General features: G+C 64.6%; 17 protein-coding genes. 6 read left to right on the forward strand and 11 right to left on the reverse strand.

The window, feature by feature from the left end; all coding sequences use genetic code 11:
* Positions 1-7: 7 nt before the first annotated feature.
* The 3 genes from NLM15_RS34605 to NLM15_RS34615 form a co-directional block, all read right to left on the reverse strand.
* Complete coding sequence (locus NLM15_RS34605) at positions 8-556, reverse strand: c-type cytochrome (protein WP_254122398.1); 549 nt, start codon at positions 554-556, stop codon at positions 8-10.
* Positions 543-1,814 carry a sulfite dehydrogenase gene (soxC, locus tag NLM15_RS34610; protein ID WP_254122399.1) on the reverse strand — a complete coding sequence of 424 codons (1,272 nt, stop codon included), beginning with the start codon at positions 1,812-1,814 and terminating at the stop codon, positions 543-545. Before soxC ends, NLM15_RS34605 begins: the two co-directional genes overlap by 14 nt.
* A 122-nt stretch (positions 1,815-1,936) precedes the next feature.
* A complete protein-coding gene (locus NLM15_RS34615; protein ID WP_375166902.1) occupies positions 1,937-2,275 on the reverse strand; it encodes a carboxymuconolactone decarboxylase family protein in 339 nt (112 codons plus the stop codon).
* Between the two features lie 106 nt (positions 2,276-2,381).
* Here NLM15_RS34615 and NLM15_RS34620 point away from each other — a divergent pair, with 106 nt between their 5' ends.
* The 4 genes from NLM15_RS34620 (at position 2,382) to NLM15_RS34635 (ending at position 7,336) form a co-directional block, all read left to right on the forward strand.
* On the forward strand, positions 2,382-3,317 hold the full coding sequence (locus NLM15_RS34620) for an AraC family transcriptional regulator (RefSeq protein WP_254122400.1): 936 nt from the start codon (positions 2,382-2,384) through the stop codon (positions 3,315-3,317).
* Between the two features lie 169 nt (positions 3,318-3,486).
* The gene (locus tag NLM15_RS34625; protein ID WP_254122401.1) at positions 3,487-4,998 is read left to right on the forward strand and encodes an ATPase domain-containing protein; all 1,512 of its coding nucleotides are present in this window, start codon (positions 3,487-3,489) and stop codon (positions 4,996-4,998) included.
* A complete protein-coding gene (locus tag NLM15_RS34630) occupies positions 4,995-6,701 on the forward strand; it encodes an ATP-binding protein (RefSeq protein ID WP_254122402.1) in 1,707 nt (568 codons plus the stop codon). Before NLM15_RS34625 ends, NLM15_RS34630 begins: the two co-directional genes overlap by 4 nt.
* Positions 6,702-6,880: 179 nt before the next feature.
* Positions 6,881-7,336, forward strand: coding sequence for a hypothetical protein (locus NLM15_RS34635; protein ID WP_254122403.1), 456 nt, complete (start codon positions 6,881-6,883; stop codon positions 7,334-7,336).
* 245 nt (positions 7,337-7,581) lie between these two features.
* Here the strand turns inward: NLM15_RS34635 and NLM15_RS34640 are convergent, their stop codons facing one another.
* Positions 7,582-8,337, reverse strand: coding sequence for an outer membrane protein (locus NLM15_RS34640; protein ID WP_254122404.1), 756 nt, complete (start codon positions 8,335-8,337; stop codon positions 7,582-7,584).
* 159 nt (positions 8,338-8,496) lie between these two features.
* Positions 8,497-8,673: a hypothetical protein gene (locus NLM15_RS34645; RefSeq protein WP_375166903.1), complete on the reverse strand. Its 177-nt coding sequence runs from the start codon at positions 8,671-8,673 to the stop codon at positions 8,497-8,499.
* A gap of 268 nt (positions 8,674-8,941) precedes the next feature.
* On the opposite strand from NLM15_RS34645, the gene NLM15_RS34650 reads away from it, so the two are divergent.
* On the forward strand, positions 8,942-9,439 hold the full coding sequence (locus NLM15_RS34650; protein ID WP_254122406.1) for a GNAT family N-acetyltransferase: 498 nt from the start codon (positions 8,942-8,944) through the stop codon (positions 9,437-9,439).
* A gap of 8 nt (positions 9,440-9,447) precedes the next feature.
* Here NLM15_RS34650 and NLM15_RS34655 read toward each other — a convergent pair whose 3' ends face one another.
* Both NLM15_RS34655 and NLM15_RS34660 read right to left on the reverse strand, forming a co-directional pair.
* Positions 9,448-9,933 carry a YkgB family protein gene (locus NLM15_RS34655; protein ID WP_254122407.1) on the reverse strand — a complete coding sequence of 162 codons (486 nt, stop codon included), beginning with the start codon at positions 9,931-9,933 and terminating at the stop codon, positions 9,448-9,450.
* A gap of 210 nt (positions 9,934-10,143) precedes the next feature.
* Positions 10,144-10,482, reverse strand: coding sequence for a response regulator (locus tag NLM15_RS34660; protein ID WP_254122408.1), 339 nt, complete (start codon positions 10,480-10,482; stop codon positions 10,144-10,146).
* 257 nt (positions 10,483-10,739) lie between these two features.
* Here NLM15_RS34660 and NLM15_RS34665 point away from each other — a divergent pair, with 257 nt between their 5' ends.
* The gene (locus tag NLM15_RS34665) at positions 10,740-10,967 is read left to right on the forward strand and encodes a hypothetical protein (RefSeq protein WP_254122409.1); all 228 of its coding nucleotides are present in this window, start codon (positions 10,740-10,742) and stop codon (positions 10,965-10,967) included.
* 173 nt (positions 10,968-11,140) lie between these two features.
* On the opposite strand, the gene NLM15_RS34670 is transcribed toward NLM15_RS34665, so the two are convergent.
* The 4 genes from NLM15_RS34670 to NLM15_RS34685 all read right to left on the reverse strand — a co-directional run bounded on the left by NLM15_RS34670 (position 11,141) and on the right by NLM15_RS34685 (position 18,023).
* Positions 11,141-11,374 (reverse strand): hypothetical protein, encoded by a 234-nt coding sequence (locus tag NLM15_RS34670; RefSeq protein ID WP_254122410.1) that lies wholly within the window; start codon positions 11,372-11,374, stop codon positions 11,141-11,143.
* Positions 11,375-11,397: 23 nt separating this feature from the next.
* Positions 11,398-12,513, reverse strand: a complete 1,116-nt coding sequence (locus NLM15_RS34675; RefSeq protein ID WP_254122411.1) for a DUF2336 domain-containing protein — start codon at positions 12,511-12,513, stop codon at positions 11,398-11,400.
* 369 nt (positions 12,514-12,882) lie between these two features.
* The gene (locus NLM15_RS34680) at positions 12,883-16,500 is read right to left on the reverse strand and encodes an AsmA-like C-terminal region-containing protein (protein ID WP_254122412.1); all 3,618 of its coding nucleotides are present in this window, start codon (positions 16,498-16,500) and stop codon (positions 12,883-12,885) included.
* A gap of 290 nt (positions 16,501-16,790) precedes the next feature.
* Entirely contained in the window at positions 16,791-18,023 is a 1,233-nt protein-coding gene (locus tag NLM15_RS34685) for a cytochrome P450 (RefSeq protein ID WP_254122413.1), read from the reverse strand.
* Between the last annotated feature and the right edge of the window lie 73 nt (positions 18,024-18,096).

Consider the following 18,096-nt stretch of genomic DNA (forward strand, 5'->3'; position numbering starts at 1 on the left):
CGTCCGCTCACTTCTTGCGGAACAGTTTGGCGGGGTCGAATTCCGGCTCCGGAATGAAGCCGTCGCGATTGGGCATCCTGATCTTCGGCAAGCTGTCCTTGTCGACCTTGCCGTCCGCGGCAACGATGCCGTTGAGGCTCAGGATGTAGGCGGTGACGGCGTAGGTTTCGTCGGTGTTGAGCGAGCCCGGCGTCGGATAGGGCATCGCGCGATGAATGTAGTCGAACAAGGTCGTCGCATAGGGCCAGAAGCTGCCGACGGTCTTCACCGGCATGTTGGAGGCGAGCGTCCCCTGCCCGCCGGCAAGCCGATCTTTGATGCCGCCCTGGCCGTTGTCACCATGACAGGCTGCGCAATTGTCGGAAAACACCTGCTTGCCCTGCGCGACCGTACCGCTGCCGTCAGGCAGGCCTTTGCCGTCGGGGCCGATATCGATATCCCACAGCTTGATCTCGGCCGGCGTTGCCGGACGGCCGAAATCGAACGCCAACGCGGGGGCTGCGAGCAAACCAGTCGCGAGGATGCCGGCGAGAAACAGCTTGCTATGCGAGGACATTGCGGACCCTCCCGGCCTCATCGATGCTCCAGGTCTGCTGGGCGTTGTAGTGAAACAGCGCATTGCTCCCCATCGCGGCGATGAAGGACTGCCGGTCCGGCTGAACGTTGCCCTTCTCGTCGGTCGAGCGGCTGACGATTTTCGTCGGCTTGCCGTCCCAGACCCAATCCATCTGGAAGCGTACCTGCGCCTTCGACAGCACCGGCAGGCTCAGTTGCGCGGGCTTCCACGTCTTCGCGCCGTCGGTCGAGATCTCGACCTTGGCGATCTTGCCATGGCCGCTCCAGGCAAGGCCGGAGATCCGGTTGTAGCCCGGCTGAATCTGCATCATGCCCGAGGGCTGCGTGATGACCGAATTGGTTTCCATCCTGAGCTGGAATTGCCGCGCCTTGCCGTCCGCCAGCAGCTGCGTGTAGCGCGCCGTCTCCCAGCGCGTCATCCAGGGCGCGTTGCCGAACTTGAGGCGGCGCAGCCATTTGATGTTGAGGTTGCCCTCGAAGCCCGGCATCACCAGCCGCATCGGAAAGCCGTGTGCAGGCCGCAGCGGCTCGCCGTTCTGCCCATAGGCGACGAAGGCTTCGTTGACGATCTCGTCGGTGAGCGGGATGCTGCGATCGACGCCCGCGCCGTCGCCGCCCTCGGCCAGCATCCAGTTCGAGCCCTGGTCCTTGGCGACGAGGTCGATCAGGAATTTCAACGGCACGCCGGTCCATTCATTGGTGCTGACGAGACCATGCGTGTTCTGCACCGTGATGTCGGGATCGGCCTTTTTCCAGTTTTCCCAGCCGTTGCCGGTGCATTCGATGAACACGACGCGCGTCACCGACGGCATCCGCTTCAGGTCCTCGACGCTGAACACCAGCGGCTTCTGCACCAGGCCATGGACGAGGAGCCGGTGCTGCGCGGGATCGATATCGGGCACGCCGGAATGGCTGCGCTCGTAATGCAGATCGGTCGGCGTGATGTTGCCGACGAGCTTATGGTGCGGCGTCTTGGAATTGATGGCATCGCCGGGGTCGACGTTGCGCTTGCCTGGTGTGGACTCCGGAATGCGATCGAGCTTTGCGAAACGGGAGCGCTCGCTGTGTGCGCTGAGATCGGCGCCGGGGCCGCGATCGGGGATGTCGGCCAATGTCTCGGCACCGGCCGCCTCGGTCGCGACCGCGCCCAAAATGCCCGCCGAGAGGCCTCCCACGAAGCCACGGCGCGACACATTCGCAGGTCGTGGCAATATCTCAGTCGGAGTCTTGGACGACATATTCGCCTCCGTTTACCAATCGTGCTTTTTGGAAATTACGTCCGCCTTCATGTCCCCAAATCTAGCGGACGCTGCGAAGATGGCGCGTTAGGTGATGTTAGAAGGAATGAGCGTCGGCGAATTCACGCGTCCCTGAAAGCCTCGTGCGCGCGGGTCGAATAGACCAACGCCGCACCGGCATTGACCGAGATTGCGGTGCCGAGCGCCTCCGCAATCTCGCCCTCACTCGCGCCATGCTTTTTCGCTTCAGCGGCGTGAACAGTGATGCAGCCGTCGCAGCGCAGACTGATGGCGACGGCGAGCGCGATCAGCTCGCGCGTCTTCGCATCGAGATGACCGGTCTTGGCGCCTGCGCCGCTCAGGGTCGCGTAACCCTTGACCGTATCCGGCGTGAGCTTCCCGATCTCGCCGACGCCCGCGACGACCTGACGGCGGTAGTTATTCCAGTCCAGCATTGCCATGTTATGCTTCCTCGGTGCCTTGACGCGGACAGGTTAGATGCGCTTTGCCGCTCCGTGGATGGCCAGGCGGCTCGGAGACATGTCCGGGCGGATCAAGGGGAGAGAAATGTCCGAGACGGACGCGGCGGAGCTGTTGAAGGCGATGGTGCCGCTGTTCAGGATCCGTCCCGTGTTCGAGGATTCCTGCAAGTTCGGCGGCGGCTGGGAGTCGCTGCACGCGCCGAACGGCAGAGGATGGGCGCAATTCCATATGGTCACACGCGGCTCTTGCGTGGTCGAGCGCCCGGGCCTTGATCCGCTGAGGCTGGAGGCTGGTGACATTCTGCTGCTGCCGCACGGCGACAGTCACGCGGTCCGCAGCCGAACGGGGAGCGCTGCCGGGCGGATCTCGACCGAGGTCCGAAATGGCGTCCGCCAGCGCGCGACGGTTGATGCCGAGGTCGATACAGAGCTGTTGTGTGGCCGGCTTCTGTTCGAGACGACGGACGAGAACCCATTGATTGCCGCCCTTCCCGACGAGATCATCCTGCGCACAGCGGGCGAGCCATTGCTGGAAAGATTTCGGCGCCTGTTGACCGATATCCGCGAGGAGCTGGATGCCGGGAGGGTCGGGTCGGAGGTGGTTGCGGCCGATCTCGCGAGGGCGCTGTTCGTCATGATGCTGCGCGACCATCTCGCAGACGACGCAACCGGCAATGGGACGGTGTCGCTTTTGCGCGACCGCACCACGGCTCGTGTCGTGTCCGCGATCCTCGGCGATCTCGCCCGGGACTGGACGCTCGATGAGATGGCGGCCGTTGCGATCACCTCGCGCGCGACATTGGTGCGGGCATTTCAAAAGCGTGCGGGGATCGCACCGATGGCGTTCTTGTCCGATTTGAGATTGACGATCGCTCGCAAGCGGCTGGCCGGTACCTCCGATCCGATCGCGAAGATCGCGGGCGAGGTCGGCTATGCGTCCGAAGGCGCCTTGAGCAAGGCCGTCATGCGCAGATACGGCATACGACCCGGCGCCCTGCGCATGGCGAAGCCGCAGCAGTAGCCACCGTCAGGACAGCGGTTCCCACGGGGGCCCATTTCCCGCAAAGGAACTTGGGGCCGTCCTTCGAGTTCCTTATCGGCATTCCCTTTTCGGTGGAAGCCTTTGGCTGCCAGCCGCGGGACTCAACACCCATGACGCCCTTTCCGGGGTAAAAGCGTCAGGACGTTCGATGATCACCACAGCCAGCGCCGCTCAGGACGGTGAGCCTGATTTGCCGAGGGTTTCGACCGGCAGCGAGGGGCTCGACGACATCCTCGGAGGCGGCTTCGACGCCAACCGGATGTATCTCTACGAGGGACGGCCAGGCACCGGCAAGACCACAATAGCGCTGCAGTTCCTGCTGCAAGGCGCCCGTAACGGCGAACGCGTGCTTTACATCTCGCTATCCGAAACCAGGCCCGAGCTGGACCTCGTGGCGCAGCGGCACGGCTGGTCGCTCGAAGGGGTCGACATCTTCGAACTGGTGCCGGCGGAGACGACCCTCGACCCGGAGCGCGAGCTCACGGTGTTTCATCCGGCCGAGATGGAGCTGAACGAAACGACCGGCCTGATCTTCAGGGAGGTCGAACGGATCAATCCGACCCGCGTGGTGCTCGACAGCCTCTCCGAACTGCGCCTGCTTGCCCAGAACCCGCTCCGTTACAGGCGCCAGGTGCTGGCGCTGAAGCACTTCTTCACCAACCGCAACTGCACGGTCGTGCTGCTCGACGATCTTTCGTCATCCCAGGACGACCTCCAGCTCCATTCCATTGCGCACGGCGTGGTGATGCTCGAACAGCTTGCCCTCGACTACGGCGCAGAACGGCGGCGGCTTCGTGTGATCAAGATGCGCGGCATTCGTTTTCGCGGCGGTTTCCACGATTTCACGATCGAGCGGGGAGGCTTGCGGATTTTTCCCCGCCTGATCGCGGCAGAGCATCACAAGGCCTTCCTGGGCGAGTTCACGCCGAGCGGCAATGCCGAGATCGACCAGCTCCTGGGCGGCGGTCTCGAGCGCGGCACGAACGCGCTTCTCATCGGCTCCGCCGGCGTCGGTAAATCGTCCCTTGCGCTGACCTATGCGATCGCGGCGGCCGAGCGAGGCGAGCACGCGGTCTTCTTCGCGTTCGATGAGGGCCGAGGCACCGTCGAGGCTCGCGCGAAGTCGCTTGGCTTGCCCGTCGAAAAGCACTTCGCATCGGGACTGATCCGGTTTCAACAGATCGATCCGGCCGAGCAGTCCCCGGGCGAGTTCGCCGCAAACGTGCGGAAAAGCGTCGAAGCCGACAATGCCCGCATTGTCATCATCGACAGTCTGAACGGCTATCTGAACGCCATGCCGGACGAGCGATTTCTCGTCCTGCAGATGCACGAGCTCCTGACCTATCTGGGGCAGCAAGGCGTGATGACCATTCTGATCCTTGCCCAACACGGGCTGGTCGGGCCGATGGAGACGCCGCTCGACATAAGCTATCTGAGTGATGCGGTACTGATGCTGCGCTATTTCGAGTCGGCCGGAACGGTTCGGCGCGCATTGTCGGTCGTAAAGAAGCGCAGCGGCCATCATGAGCATACCATCCGCGAGTTTCGCCTCACCGGCGCCGGCATCACGCTCGGGCCGCCGCTGAAAAACTTCAGCGGCATCTTTTCCGGCACGCCGCAATATACCGGCACGACAATGCCGGGAGGATCGCTGGAATGAGCCCCAACCGCGATCGCCACATTCTCGTCTACGCACCGATCGGCCGCGACGGAGCGGCGTCCACCGAGCTTTTCCGCAGCTCGAATCTGGAAGCGGTCAACTGCCGTAGCCTCCCGGAACTCGTCAGCGAGATGGGCGCCGGGGTCGGCGCGGTTTTTCTTGCCGAGGAAGGACTGTTCGGCAAGGACATGACCGCACTGGCAGAGTGGGTCGAGAGGCAGCCGCCATGGTCCGACCTCCCTTTCGTCATCCTGACCAGCCACCGCGAGCAGCCGCCGGTCGTCGCCTGGCGCCGCCAGATCGTCGAGGTTCTCCGCAACGTCTCCCTGCTCGAGCGGCCGGTTCAGCCCATGACGCTGACCAGCACGATCCAGTCGGCGCTGAGAGCACGCCGGCGTCAGTATGAAATCCGCGCCTTGTTCGAGGCCCGCGAGCAGACCGCCCAGCAACTCGAAAAGCTCGTGGTCGAGCGCACGCGGGCGCTCGCGGAGGCCAACGAGCAACTGCGCGTCGAGATGGACGAGCGCGCCCGGGTCGAGGAGACGCTCCGGCAAGCCCAGAAGATCGAAGCCATCGGACAGCTGACCGGCGGGGTGGCGCACGACTTCAACAATCTGCTGATGGTGATCTCCGGCGGCCTCGACATCCTCGACCGCCAGACCGATCCGGCCCGTCGTCGCCGACTCATGGACGGGATGGTCCAGGCCGCCCAGCGCGGCGCCAGCCTGACCAGGCAACTTCTTGCGTTCTCCCGCCGGCAGACGCTCCGGCCCGAGCCCGTCGACGTCGCCTCGCAGATGGGAGGCATGCGCGAACTGCTCGATCGAAGCCTGAGAGGCGACGTCCATGTCGAGTTCGATTTTCCGGACACGCTCTGGCCGGTGGAGGTCGATCCCGGCGAGCTCGAACTCGTGATCCTCAACCTCGCCGTCAACGCCCGTGACGCCATGCCCAATGGCGGAACGATCCTCGTGCGCGGGGAAAATCTGCCCGATCTGAATGACGCGCAGATCGCCGGAGACTACGTGCGCCTGTCCGTCGTCGATACCGGTGTCGGCATGGGTCCGGAGATCCTGTCGCGCGTTTTCGAACCATTCTTCACGACCAAGGAGGTCGGAAAGGGCTCGGGGCTCGGGCTGGCCCAGGTCCATGGCTTTGCGACGCAATCACGGGGTACGGTCCGCATCCGATCGGAAGTCGGCCAAGGCACCAGCATCGAACTTTACCTGCCGCGATCGCTCAGCCTTCCCTCCGGGGAGCGGCATCCCATCGATCTCAACAGGGCGCGGCCGAAAAGGAGCAATCATGGCCGAATCCTTCTGGTCGAGGACGATGACGAGGTTGCCGCACTGGTGAGCGAGATGCTCGGGCAGCTCGGCTACGAGGTCACGCGCGCGGCGAGTGGCGCGGCCGCGCTCGGTGCCCTGGCCGACGGACGCGCCGTCGACCTCATCTTTTCCGATATCATGATGCCTGGCGGCATGAATGGGGTCGAGCTGGCGCGAGAGATCAAGAGACGGCGAAGCGACATACCTGTCCTTCTGACCAGCGGATACTCCGAGGCGGCAGTTCACGACGCCGAATTGGCGGGCCTTCAGATCCTGCCGAAACCCTATCATCTCGACGAGCTGGCCGCGGCGCTCAGCGCGGCAAGGTCAGGATCCGGGCTGGACACGGAGTCCAAGCGTTCCAGCCGGTACTGATGTCGCGCGGTGCCGAAGGCGATCGACGGCCGGCCTCCGGCGCGGCAAGGCGATGTCCGGGGCTAGATGGATCTCCTTCGTGCTTGATCTGAATCAAGCTGTCTCGCGCAACGTCTCCAACAATGACCATACGTCGTCGCAACCTGGCCCAGACATGCGGGGGGCACGGAGCGACTGAAATGCCATTGCTGGGGTATTTCTGGAAGGTCGGCGCGGCATTGCTCGCGCTCCTGTTCGTTGCGGACGTTCTCCTGTCCAAGGCACCCGTCATGGAGAACGCGGCCGTGGATCGGCCGGCCATACGCATTCAGTCGGATCGCAAATGGCCCGAGCGGGTGGTCTTCGACACGCACTCACCGGTGATTGCCGGCGCCGCGCCCGTGATCTCGATTGCGGAGGCTGCGACTTCGCCCGACCGCGTCAAGCCTCCCGCTCAAGCGGCGGAGCAGCCGGCGGTCGCGAACGCACTCGCGCTGCTGCCGCGTCCGGATGCGCGTTCGCCCGAAGCTGTCGACCGCAAGCGGTCACGCAAGGCCCAGCATGCCGCGATCAGGCCGAAGCGGCAGGTGACGCCACCGATCGTTCTTGCAGCGCGGCAGGGGCAGTTCCCATGGTTCGGATTCAGGTCCTGGTGAGCGCGGTACTGCTGACGGGCGCCGCCAGAGGGCGACAAACCAAAGGGAGGCGGCCAAGGAGCCGCCTCCGCGAATATGGCCGATTGCGCTAGATCAAGCCTGCGTCTCTTTCTCGCGGCTCGAGGCAGGCCATGCGGACTATGCAGTTTGTGCCAATGCGCACGCCGACGGAAATCCTCGTATCCTTCGGCATGAAAAAGGCCCCGGTCGATGCCGGGGCCTGAAGTTGCTGGGAAGACACAAGCTCAGTAGCGAGCAGCGACCGGCGCGCCGTAACCGCCGAAGCGATAGTTCAACCGAAGCGTGACCATGTCGATATCCTGGCGGACCCCGTTGCCCAGGAGGGTAAAGCCTCCGGGCGTGACCACGCCTGCGAAGGTTGTGTTGTCATTCCCCATCCAGAGATGGTCGTATTCGACACCGACCGACCAGTTCGGCGTAAAGCCATATTCCCAGCCGACCCCCAGGGCGCCGCCCCAGCGCGTGTGACCTGCGGAGGCCAGGCCAACCCCGGTGACGTTGTTGAATATATCGAAGCGATTGTTGGTCACGGCGGCGCCGCCCTTTACGTAGAACAGCGACTGGTTCCATGCCCAACCGAGTTGGACCGTGAACAGACCAATGGCGTCGGTCTTGCCTGTGGTCGAGATCAAGGGATCGATCAGGCTGACACGCGTGTTCTTGATGTCGGCCCAATCGCCCTGTGCTTCCAGGCCCAGCACAAATTGATTGGTTTGCCAGCGGTACCCGATCTGTCCGCCCACGAGTCCGCCGGAGCGATCAGCGCAACCGCCAGCGACATTCCCGGCGGGCGTTACGAAATCCAAGCAATTATGGGTCTGTCCCCAGCCGCCATTGGCGCCAATGTAGAATCCGCTCCAGCTGTAGACGGCCACCACCGGTGCCGGCGGCGGCGCCTTGACGGCCATGTCGGCTGCCATGGCGGGAGCCGCCACGCTCAGCGCCGCGAAGCTGATCGCAGCAATCGAAAGCTTTCTCATCGTCTCGTCCCCTTCTAGTTCTTTTCGTTCAAAAATGGGCACCTATGCTGGGTGGCGTGCATAAGTCGCGCGAACATCCAGAAGTTTACGGGGCAGAAGACTCCAGGCCCGTAACAAAATGGCAACACCCAGGCGCCATTTCTATGCACGGTAAGATGCTTACTCGACATTCGGCGCTGCAGGCGGCGGATAGGTTCCTTCATCGTTGAGCCACGCCTGGATCTCCGACGCCGGAATGAGCCGCCTGGGGACGTGGGGATTGATCGTGCCTGCAAAGACGGCGAGGCCTTCGTCGAGCTTTGTGCGCGCGAAACGCTTGGCTTCGTCCTCGGTCACGAAAGTCTTCGTCTCGCGCGGACTGCGCTGCCTCGGCAAGGCACCACGCTGTCGAACATCAAAGGTGACGTACCAGGTCGGGATCATCACACCCCCAACAGACCACAAGCCCCCGCCTGTCGCGGTTGTGGCGCGGTCGTCATCCTAACGCTTGATTCAAATCAAGCCAGCGCCTGATGCGGAAGATTGACACGTCGGACCAAACCGCGGAAGGACGTATCAGCAGCGAATGAACGATGTCCGGTTTCGAAAGCGGCTATCGAGGGCCATGGATCATTTCAGCACCGATCGATTGACCGCCGAGAAGCTGCGCGAAGACCACCTCGCCGACCTGGCCGCGCTGCATCTCGATGCCGACGTGTCCCGCTATCTCGGCGGCGTGCGTACGCCCGAGGTGACGAAGACCTATCTCGCGGTCAACATGGCCCATTGGGACCAGCACGGTTTTGGGCTGTTTGTGCTGCGAACGAAAGACGGCGCGTTCGCCGGACGGGCCGGGATCAGGCACATTCTCGTGGACGGAATCGACGAGATCGAGATTGCCTACACGTTCAAGCGCGACCTCTGGGGCAAGGGACTTGCGAGCGAGATCGCAACCGCGCTGACGGAGATCGGGCTGTCACAGCTCGAGCTCCCGTCCCTCATCGGCCTGGTTTTCGTCGCACATGGCGCATCACGTCGCGTGCTGGAGAAGGCGAACTATGTCCTGGAGAAGAGCACCACGCATCACGGCGAGGATGTCGTGATCTACCGCATGCGTCGGTAAGAGGCGTCTCAGCCGGTGCGGAGCCGAACGACCGATTGCGGCAGGGAGGCGAGAAACAACACCACGCAGACACACAGCAGGACGATGTCCTTGAACAGGAACTCGCCGGTGAGATTCCAGGCCATCGGATCGGTCGAAAGGCTCCAGGTGACGACGCCCGGCGTCGTGAAGAAGAACGACCACGTGACCGCGAAGGTTACGATGCCCATGAATGAACCGAGCGCAGACAAGATCGGGCTGAAGCTGCCGGCCGCGAGCAGCGCCGCAATCACGAACTCGGCGACACCGAGAAAATAGGCCTCGCCCCTCAGGCCGAACACCGACAGCCAGGAGATGAACGGGCTGTTGGTGATGAACTGGGCGATGCCTTGTGCGGATTGCGGTGTGAATTTCTGCATTCCAAACGATACGAAGATGATCACCATGACCCAGCGGAGAATGGCGAGAGGACGATAAGAACCGCCCCCATTCTCAGCGACGTTGAACCCTTGCATGTGACGATTTCTCCCCGGATTGCATGTTGTTCAGCTCTGCGAAAACAGCTTCGCTGAAGGCAGTACGGAGAGAAGCGTCCGTTGTTACCCGCGCGCCGGGGTTTCACTGATCACAGCTGCGTGCGATGCGCGTGTTCGCGGCGCGGTCGACCAACCGCGGGATGGGCGGTCCCGGATTACGCTGCGCTCCATCCGGGCGAACCCAAAGGTTCAAAGCTCATGGAGCGCGGCGATGAGCCGTTCGGGGTGAAACGGCTTTTCGAGAAGCACGCTGTTGGGCACGCCTTGCGACTTCCATAAGCCCAAATCGGCGCCGGCCATCATGTACACGACCGGAAGGTCCGGATGCTTCTCTCGCATTCTCCGGGCCACATCCCAGCCGCTCAGCTTGCCGCCAAGACAGACGTCGGTCACGAGCGCCTTGTGATGCTTCCCCCTGGCGACGAAGATAGTGATCGCCTCCTCGCCCGACGAAAGGATGTCCGACGCGAAGCCGGCTTCGGCCAACGCACTCTCGAGCACGCCCTGAAGCGGATATTCGTCCTCCACGATCAGGATCGAAGGCGGCTCCGACATCAGTGGCCTTGAGCTTCGACTTGGGCTGGCCGGCGATCCGTCGCGGCACGCAACATTTCAGTTGGCGCAAGGTACGACACGAATGTGCGCCTTTGTTGACGATGCTCTGCAGTTCCGCGGTTTCCCGCTGTGAACCCTGAACGGCTGTTCAAGAAAGTTTCCTGACAGTTCCTGCAACAGGCGATGGCGGCAATTGTTGACTCCCGGACGATGCAAAGGAGGAGGAACAGATGAAGAAGCTGACTTATGCTCTCGCGGCGGTAGCGACGCTTGCAATCGGTGCCCCCACCATCGCCAATGCGGCCGGCGTCGGCGTCTATGTCGGCGGCGACAGGGATTACTATGGTCCGCGCGCACGCATCTACGAGCATGACCGCGGCTGGCATCACGGCTGGTACCACCGCGACCGCGATTACGACCGCAGCGTTGTGATCCGCCGTCATTACTGGGACGATTAGCGACGGCCGGCAACATCAAGCAGGCAAGATCAAGCAGAAAGGCCTCGCTTCGGCGAGGCCTTTTTTGTTTCCGGATTTCGTATATGCAAATCTGATCGTTCGGCGGCGAAGTTCGCAGGCCCGGTCAAGCGCAGCGAAATCAATTCCCGGGCCATCCGGGCTACGACGGCATCTTACCGGAAATACCCCAGCACCAGATCGATATCCGAACTGCCGGCGGCCGTGCCGTTCAGCTCGGCATCGATGACGCGGCGGCAGGCTGCGATCGCGGCGTGGTCGCCGAGATCGTTGGCGGCTTCCAGCACGAGCCATGCGGCGTCGACGGAAGCCTGCTCCGGGGCCGATCCGCTCGTCTCGGCGTTGAGCCTCTTGGTCTTGCGGACTGCGGTGCCGAATTGAGGCAACATGGCAAATACTCCTCTCTTCGTGCTCAGTGAATCTGGAGCTCGGGCTGACGGCCCGCTTCACCCGCACCGGTCTTGCGCGACTGGTAGAACTTCAGGACGCTGCGCGAGGTCTCGATCTTGAGCTTGCCGAAGTCGCGCTCGTTGTCATGGAGCTCACGCGCCGTGATCAAATGGTCCTTGGCGCCGAGGAACAGCAGCGACATCGTCGTGTTCCACGAGAAATCGAGCGCCTTGCACAGCACCAGAAGGATCTCGCGGTTGCGGTCCATCATCGCGCGCTCGATCACGTCGACCGGCAGCGACGACAGCAGCGACAGGCCGATCTGCACCTCGTCGAAACGGTGCTGGCGCGCATAGTTCGAGATCGAGTCCTGGTTGAGGTTGCCCTGGCGGTACTGCGTCGTCACCACGCGCTTGGCGACGAAATAGCTGCGCGAGGACGGACCGAACTTGGATTGCAAATCGCCGGTGACCTCGGTCACCGAGCTCTGGATCTGCGCCATCATCTCGGGGCGCTCGTGCTCGAGGCGGCGGCGGACGTCTTCCGACGCTTTCGCGATGAGCTGCTGGAAGATGTGGCGCGGCACGTCCTTGCGCAGGCCGAGCTGCTCGGCGAGGATCGAGTCGCCTTCTGCGCGGCGGACCATGTGCAGCAGGCCCGAGCCCGAGAAGCGCGCGCCCTCGTTCTTCGCGACGGAGGTGACGACCTCCTGGTTGCCGCGCTTGACCAGCACGTCGGTGACGGCTTCGCCGATCGACTCGCGCTGGGCGATCGCAAGCAGATGCGCCTGCCCCTTGGTCAGGGCGCTCTCGACCAGCATCTTCTCGTCGATCCGCGTGGAGTCGCGCAGCACCGGACCGGCAACCTCGATCTCGTCGTCGAGCGCGAGCTTCTGGATGACGTTGAGCGGCGCGTGGTCGCAGGCCGACATCAGCTCGGAGAGCTGCGCCCGCGCGGCGACCTCGATCTCGTCGGCGAGCTTGCCGATGACCTCGCCGAACATGCTGATCTCGTCGTCGCTGTAGCGGCCGGTGATCAGGATGTCGGTCGCGTGCCACAACGCCTTCGCCCGGCTCTCGTCGGTGCCCCGCGCGATCGCGTCGTCCAGATCCTGCAGAAGCGATTTCGCCCCGTTCATCTCGATACCCCAATTCTTGGCGAGCCATCCTGCTTGTGCTGGCAGGACGCCGAATTCCTCTGGGAACGAGACTAGGGAACAAACGCGCAAATCCGGTAAAATCGGCAGCGCAGTTTTGCCGAGGAAAATTCATTAAAATGCGAGGGAACGGGTTTACCGGCGGGCAAGGCCTTCGCGGCGGCATGGGATAACGAGGACTGCGAAGCTGCCCGGCCTTCATGGTTCGAGACGCGCCGAAGACGGCGCTCCTCACCGTGAGGGTCTAAAATATTGCCGCGAAACAGGACCTCATCCTGAGGAGCCCGCCGACGGCGGGCGTCTCGAAGGATGGCCGCAACGATGCTGCCGGCCAAGTTCTTTCGACTGCACTCACGGATTCGACGGCGTCAGCACCAATGGCGGCTTGGGCCTCGGTTTTGCGGGCGGCGGGCCGGGGGCCGGCCTCACCTCGATCGGCGGCGGCAGCGGCGCGACCTGCTGGCTCGCGAGCGGAGGGCTTGGCGCGGCGGGCGCGGCATGCGGCGCTTTTGGCAGCGGCGCGGTTTTTGGCTTCGCCGGCGCGCGGCGGGGATCGCGGCCGGGCATCGGCACATCGGTCAGAGACGGCTCGGGCACGGGATCGGGCGAGACCAGCGTCGGCAGCGCCGCAGTCGCCGGCGGCGGCTCGCCGCGCTCGATCGCATCCAGCCGGCGCGTCTCCCGATCGATCGTGCGTACCGCAAGCCACGACGACAGCGGCGCGAGATCGATGGTGCGGTTGAGCTTGTCGGGTGGCCCCGCCGCGAACAGCTGGATCTCCGGCGGTGCGCCGGAGAGCCCGGTCATGATCGGCGTCAGGCTGGCGCGGATGTCGGCCTGGTCGGCGGGAATGTCGTAACCGCCGGAGACGATGGCGCGCGCGTTCTTTGCTTCCAGCGGCGTCGCGCCGACGCGCAGGCGGCCGTCGCGGATCGTGAACGGAATCTGCGCCGAGGCGACCGCGATCGGCGCGGCGGCGAGCGCGGGCTCGACCAGCTGCCGCAGCCTGTTGTCGTCACTGACCTGACCGCCGTCGCTGGCGCGAATGGCGATCTCGAAGGCGCGCGGATTGAGGCCGCTGATTTCCGCGGCGTCCAGCGTCACCGTGCCGTTGCCGGCGAGCGCACCGGTCAACGCCGCAACGCTGCGGCCCTGGCTGGTCAGCGCCATCTGCACCGAGGCGCGGCCCTTCGGCAACGCGAGGTCGCGGTAGCGTAGCGTCGCCGCATCGACATTGCTGAGCTCGATGCGCGCGTTCAGCGTCAGACCATTGGCGCCATTGCGCGCATCAAGGCTCGCCGACATCTCGCCGCCACTGAGGCCGCCCTTGAGCGTGTCGAGTGCGAGCGACTGACCATCGCTCCGGATCGTGCCGCCGAAGGGACGCAGCTCGATGCCGCCGGGCAAGGTGCCGTGCAAGGCCTGAAAGGCGATGCGGCCGCGCCAGCCACCGAGCAGTCCCGCACTCAGCGGCTCGCCGGAATCACGTCCGGCCGCGCCGATCACCATCGCGAGCGCGGGCGCAAGGTCGAGCTTGTCGAGACCGACTTCGCCATCGACGCTCTTCTCCTGATCGAGCGTCACCGCGAGATGACCGCGCAGATGCGAGCCGGCCGCGCTGCTGTCGAGATCGTCCAGGGTCAGGCGGTTGCCGGAAAGGCCGACGCGCGAGGACAGGCTGACGGTCCGCACCGATTGGTCGGCCGGGCTGGTCCCGAACAACGGCGCCAGATTGGCGTTGCGCACGCGCAAATTCACGGTGGCCTTGGGCTCCGACAGTTCGACGCTGCCTTGCGCATCCGCATCCAGCCCGCCGCCGCTGAGCTTTGCGCTCAGTTGCAGGGGCTTACGCCACGCGCCGCTCAAACGTCCTTCGAAGCGGGAAGTGCCCTCGCCGGCAGCAACCGCACGATCAAGACCGAACAGGGCCAGTAGCGTACTGCCACGCTGGGACGACATCCGCGCATCGATGGTGAACTCGTTGCCTGAGAGGGCGCCGAGATCAAGACCGCGAAGGTCGGACACCGCTGGCGCAGCGCCCGCCTGAACATGCCCCGTCGCCTGCGGCGTCGCGAAGTCGAGCTGGGCCGTGGCGGAGCGGCGGCCGCCATCCCCTTTCTTGTCGGCACCGAGATCGAGGACCAGACTCGCGGTGGAAGGCCCCGAGGCGGAATCGATTGCCTGAAGGCGCTGGGCCCATGCAGGCGAAAGCGCATCGACGATGGACGTCATCGGCCGCAGCGAAGCGGCCGTCAGGTTCAGCACAAACCGTCCCTGCGAATTGACCCGATCGAAATTTCCGCCGCCATCGACGGACATCCCGCCCGCTTGATCGAACTTCAGGCGATCGAGAGCGACGCTCTTCGGATCGTAGGCGAGTCCGGCCGAAAATCGTTGTAGCTCCTGGCCGGCCGAGATCGCCCGCCCGATATCGAGCGAGAGTTTTGCTTCCTCCGGCCATTCGCCCTGGGGACCGGCGAGCGCGCGAACGAAACTCGCGGCGGCATCGAGGTCGAGACGATCGGCCTTCAGGTCAGCATCGATCCGCGAGCCTTTGCTGGCGCCTGTCTGCACGAAGGCGATACGGCCTTCGACCGTGCCGCCCTCGATGTCGGCTTTCAGCTTGTCGACGGCGAGATGGTTGGCGGCGATGGTCACGTCGCCGGCAAGCCGCAGCGGCCGCGTGCTGCGGCGGTTGACCTCGCTGCGGCCCTGGAGCCAGGCCACCAGCGTATCGGGATCGGACGATTCGACGCTGAGACGGCCGCTGAAGCTATCGGCGCCGGGCGTTGCGCCGTTGAGCGAGAGCTGCGTCGTGCCGGGGGCGCGCAGCTCGAGCCGCTGGAAGGTCCAGGACCTTCCGTCGGTCTGAAGCTCGGCCGTGATGTTCTGGAGCGGACGGCCGCCGAGCATGATCTGGTCGGAGTTGAACTCGATCTGCGCCGCGATCGGCGCCTGCGGAATCGCGGCAAGCCCGGCGCGCAGCGCCGGCAGGACGCGCTGCGGATCGGCATCGTCCCTGCCCGCCAGCTTGTCGGCATCGACCTGGCGCGCCGACAGCACCGCGCGCAGCAGCGGCGAAGCGCCGAACTTGACGTCGCCGACACCGCCAAACTTGAGCGCGTTGTCCTCGGCGCCAAAGCTCGCGTCGATCTGATCGAATTTGGCGCCGGCCGGATCGGCCTTGAGCTTTGCCGTGAGCTTCCAGGGCGTCGGCCCCGTCGTGCCGACCTTCTTGATCGCGGGCACGGCGAGCGTCAGCGCGCCGTCGAATTTCGGCAGGCGATTGTCGAAGGCGAGCACGCCTTCGAGATCGGCCAGGATCGCGCGCTGGCCGGGATCGATGTTGAGGTGGAGACGGGTAGCGCTGCCGTCGGCGCTCGGGCCGGAGGAGACGCGGAACGGATAGCGCACCCCGGCGGCGGTGAAACTGCCGTCGCCGCGGACCGAGCCGGCCAGCGAACGCACGTCGCCGGAAAAGGCGATGTCGTTCAATTCCAGCGTCGAGCGGCTGGCCGCATCGTGCAGGGCGATGCGGCCGGTGAGGTTGAGCCGTTCGATCGCAAGCGAGGCCAGATTGAAGGTGCCGCTCGCGGTGGATGGCAGGTCGACACGGCCCCTGGCATCCAGGCCGAGATCCACCGCCATGCCATTGACCGAAAGCTCGGTGGCGCGCCATTCGCCCCGCATCAGCGAGCTCAGGCTGAACTCGACGTCGAGCTTGTCGGCCCGCAGGCGGCCGAGATCGTTGTTGCCGCCGAAGGTGACCGAGCGCAGCCGCAGCGTCGGCGCCGGCAGCAGCCGCGCGTCCAGCTCGCCCGCCACCCGCACCGGCACGCCGATGATCGTGCCAGCCTCCGCCTCGAACTGGGACCTGAACTGGTTCCAGTCGATGAAATAAGGCCCGATCAGCGCGGCCAGAAGCGCAATGATGAAGGCAATCGCCAATCCGAGCAGCGTCGTCTGCACGGGTCTCCCCTCGGCCAAACCGGCACCCGGGCCAAACCTTGGCCCTGCAAACCTTGGCCTTGAGGCTTCAGGCGCGCCGGAACTGCCTCTTATATAAAGGGAAGTGTGGCGAAGTCACAGCGACTGTTGCGCGCGGAGGTTAACGCGGGTCGCGAGACCCTCACCCTGAGGAGGCCGCGGAACGCGGCCGTCTCGAAGGGCGAGGCCCGGCTCTCGCCGCATGGATGCATCCGGGCCTGTCATCCTTCGAGACGCGCTGGCGCGCTCCTCGGGATGAGGACCGCCAGCTGTCACCAGCTCGCCGGCAGGTGCTTGAGGCCGCGCAGCACGAAGGTCGGCCGCCATTCCGGGTTCTCGACGTTGTCGATGCGCAGATCCGGCAGCCGCCGCAACAGCGTCGCGATGGCGATTTCGGCCTCGATGCGCGCCAGTTGGGCACCCAGGCAGAAATGGATACCGCCGCCGAACGACAGCGGCCTCACGTTCTGGCGGGTGACGTCCAGCCGGTCGGGCCGGTCGGGGTAGACCGCCGGATCGCGGTTGGCCGAGCCGAGCAGGCAGAGCACGGTCTCGCCCTTGGGGATGCTCTTGCCGCCGAGATCCTCGATGTCCTCCAGCGCCACGCGTCCGGTCATCTGCACCGAGGAATCGTAACGCAGGAATTCCTCGATCGCGCCCACCATCAACTCGGGCCGCGCCTTCAGCAGCGCGAGCTGATCCGGATTGCGATGAAGCGCCAAGAGGCCGTTGCCGATCAGATTGACGGTCGTCTCGTGGCCGGCGCCGAACAGCAGGATGATGTTGGCGGTCAATTCCTCGTTGGTGAGCTTGTTGCCGTCTTCCTCGGCCTGCACGAGCTGGGTGGTGAGATCGTCGCCGGGATTGCGGCGGCGCAGCTCGAACAGCTGCTGGAAATACATCTGCGCCATCATGTTGCCGGCGTTGCCCTTCGCGATCTCCTCCGGCGTGAGCGGCACGGGATCGAGCAGCCGCCCGCCATCGCGCGAGCTCTTGTAGAAGGTCTCGCGATGATCCTCGGGGATGCCGAGCATGTCGCAGATGATGGTGACGGGCAGACGGAACGCGAAATCCTCGATCAGGTCCATGTGGCCGCGCTCGATCACGGCATCGATGGCCTGGTCGACGATCTCCTGGATCCGCGGCCGCATGTCCTCGACGCGGCGGGCGGTGAAGGCCTTCACGACGAGGCCGCGCAGGCGGGTGTGATCCGGCGGATCGGCCTGCAGCATCCAGTGGCTCATGCTGCGGAAGACCGGCTCGTCCATGATCTTCTCGCTGTAGCGGCGCTTGGAACGCTCGACAAAGTCCTTGCCGAAGCGCTTGTCGCGCATCACGAGACTGACGTCGGCGTGGCGGCTCGCGACGAACTGGCCGAACGGCGTCACATGGATCGGATCGATCGCGCGGAGCCGCTCATAATGCGGATAGGGGTCGCGGATGAAGTCCGGCGACAGCGGGTTGAACAGCGGTCCGCCGCCGGCGCCTTGCACATGCTCGTTCATGGTGACCTCCAATCGGGTTGCCGCCTGAATCGAATACGCCGGGCAGCCCCCTTGCGCAGCGTAACCATCCCTG

Source organism: Bradyrhizobium sp. CCGB20 (assembly GCF_024199855.1).
Lineage (GTDB): Bacteria > Pseudomonadota > Alphaproteobacteria > Rhizobiales > Xanthobacteraceae > Bradyrhizobium.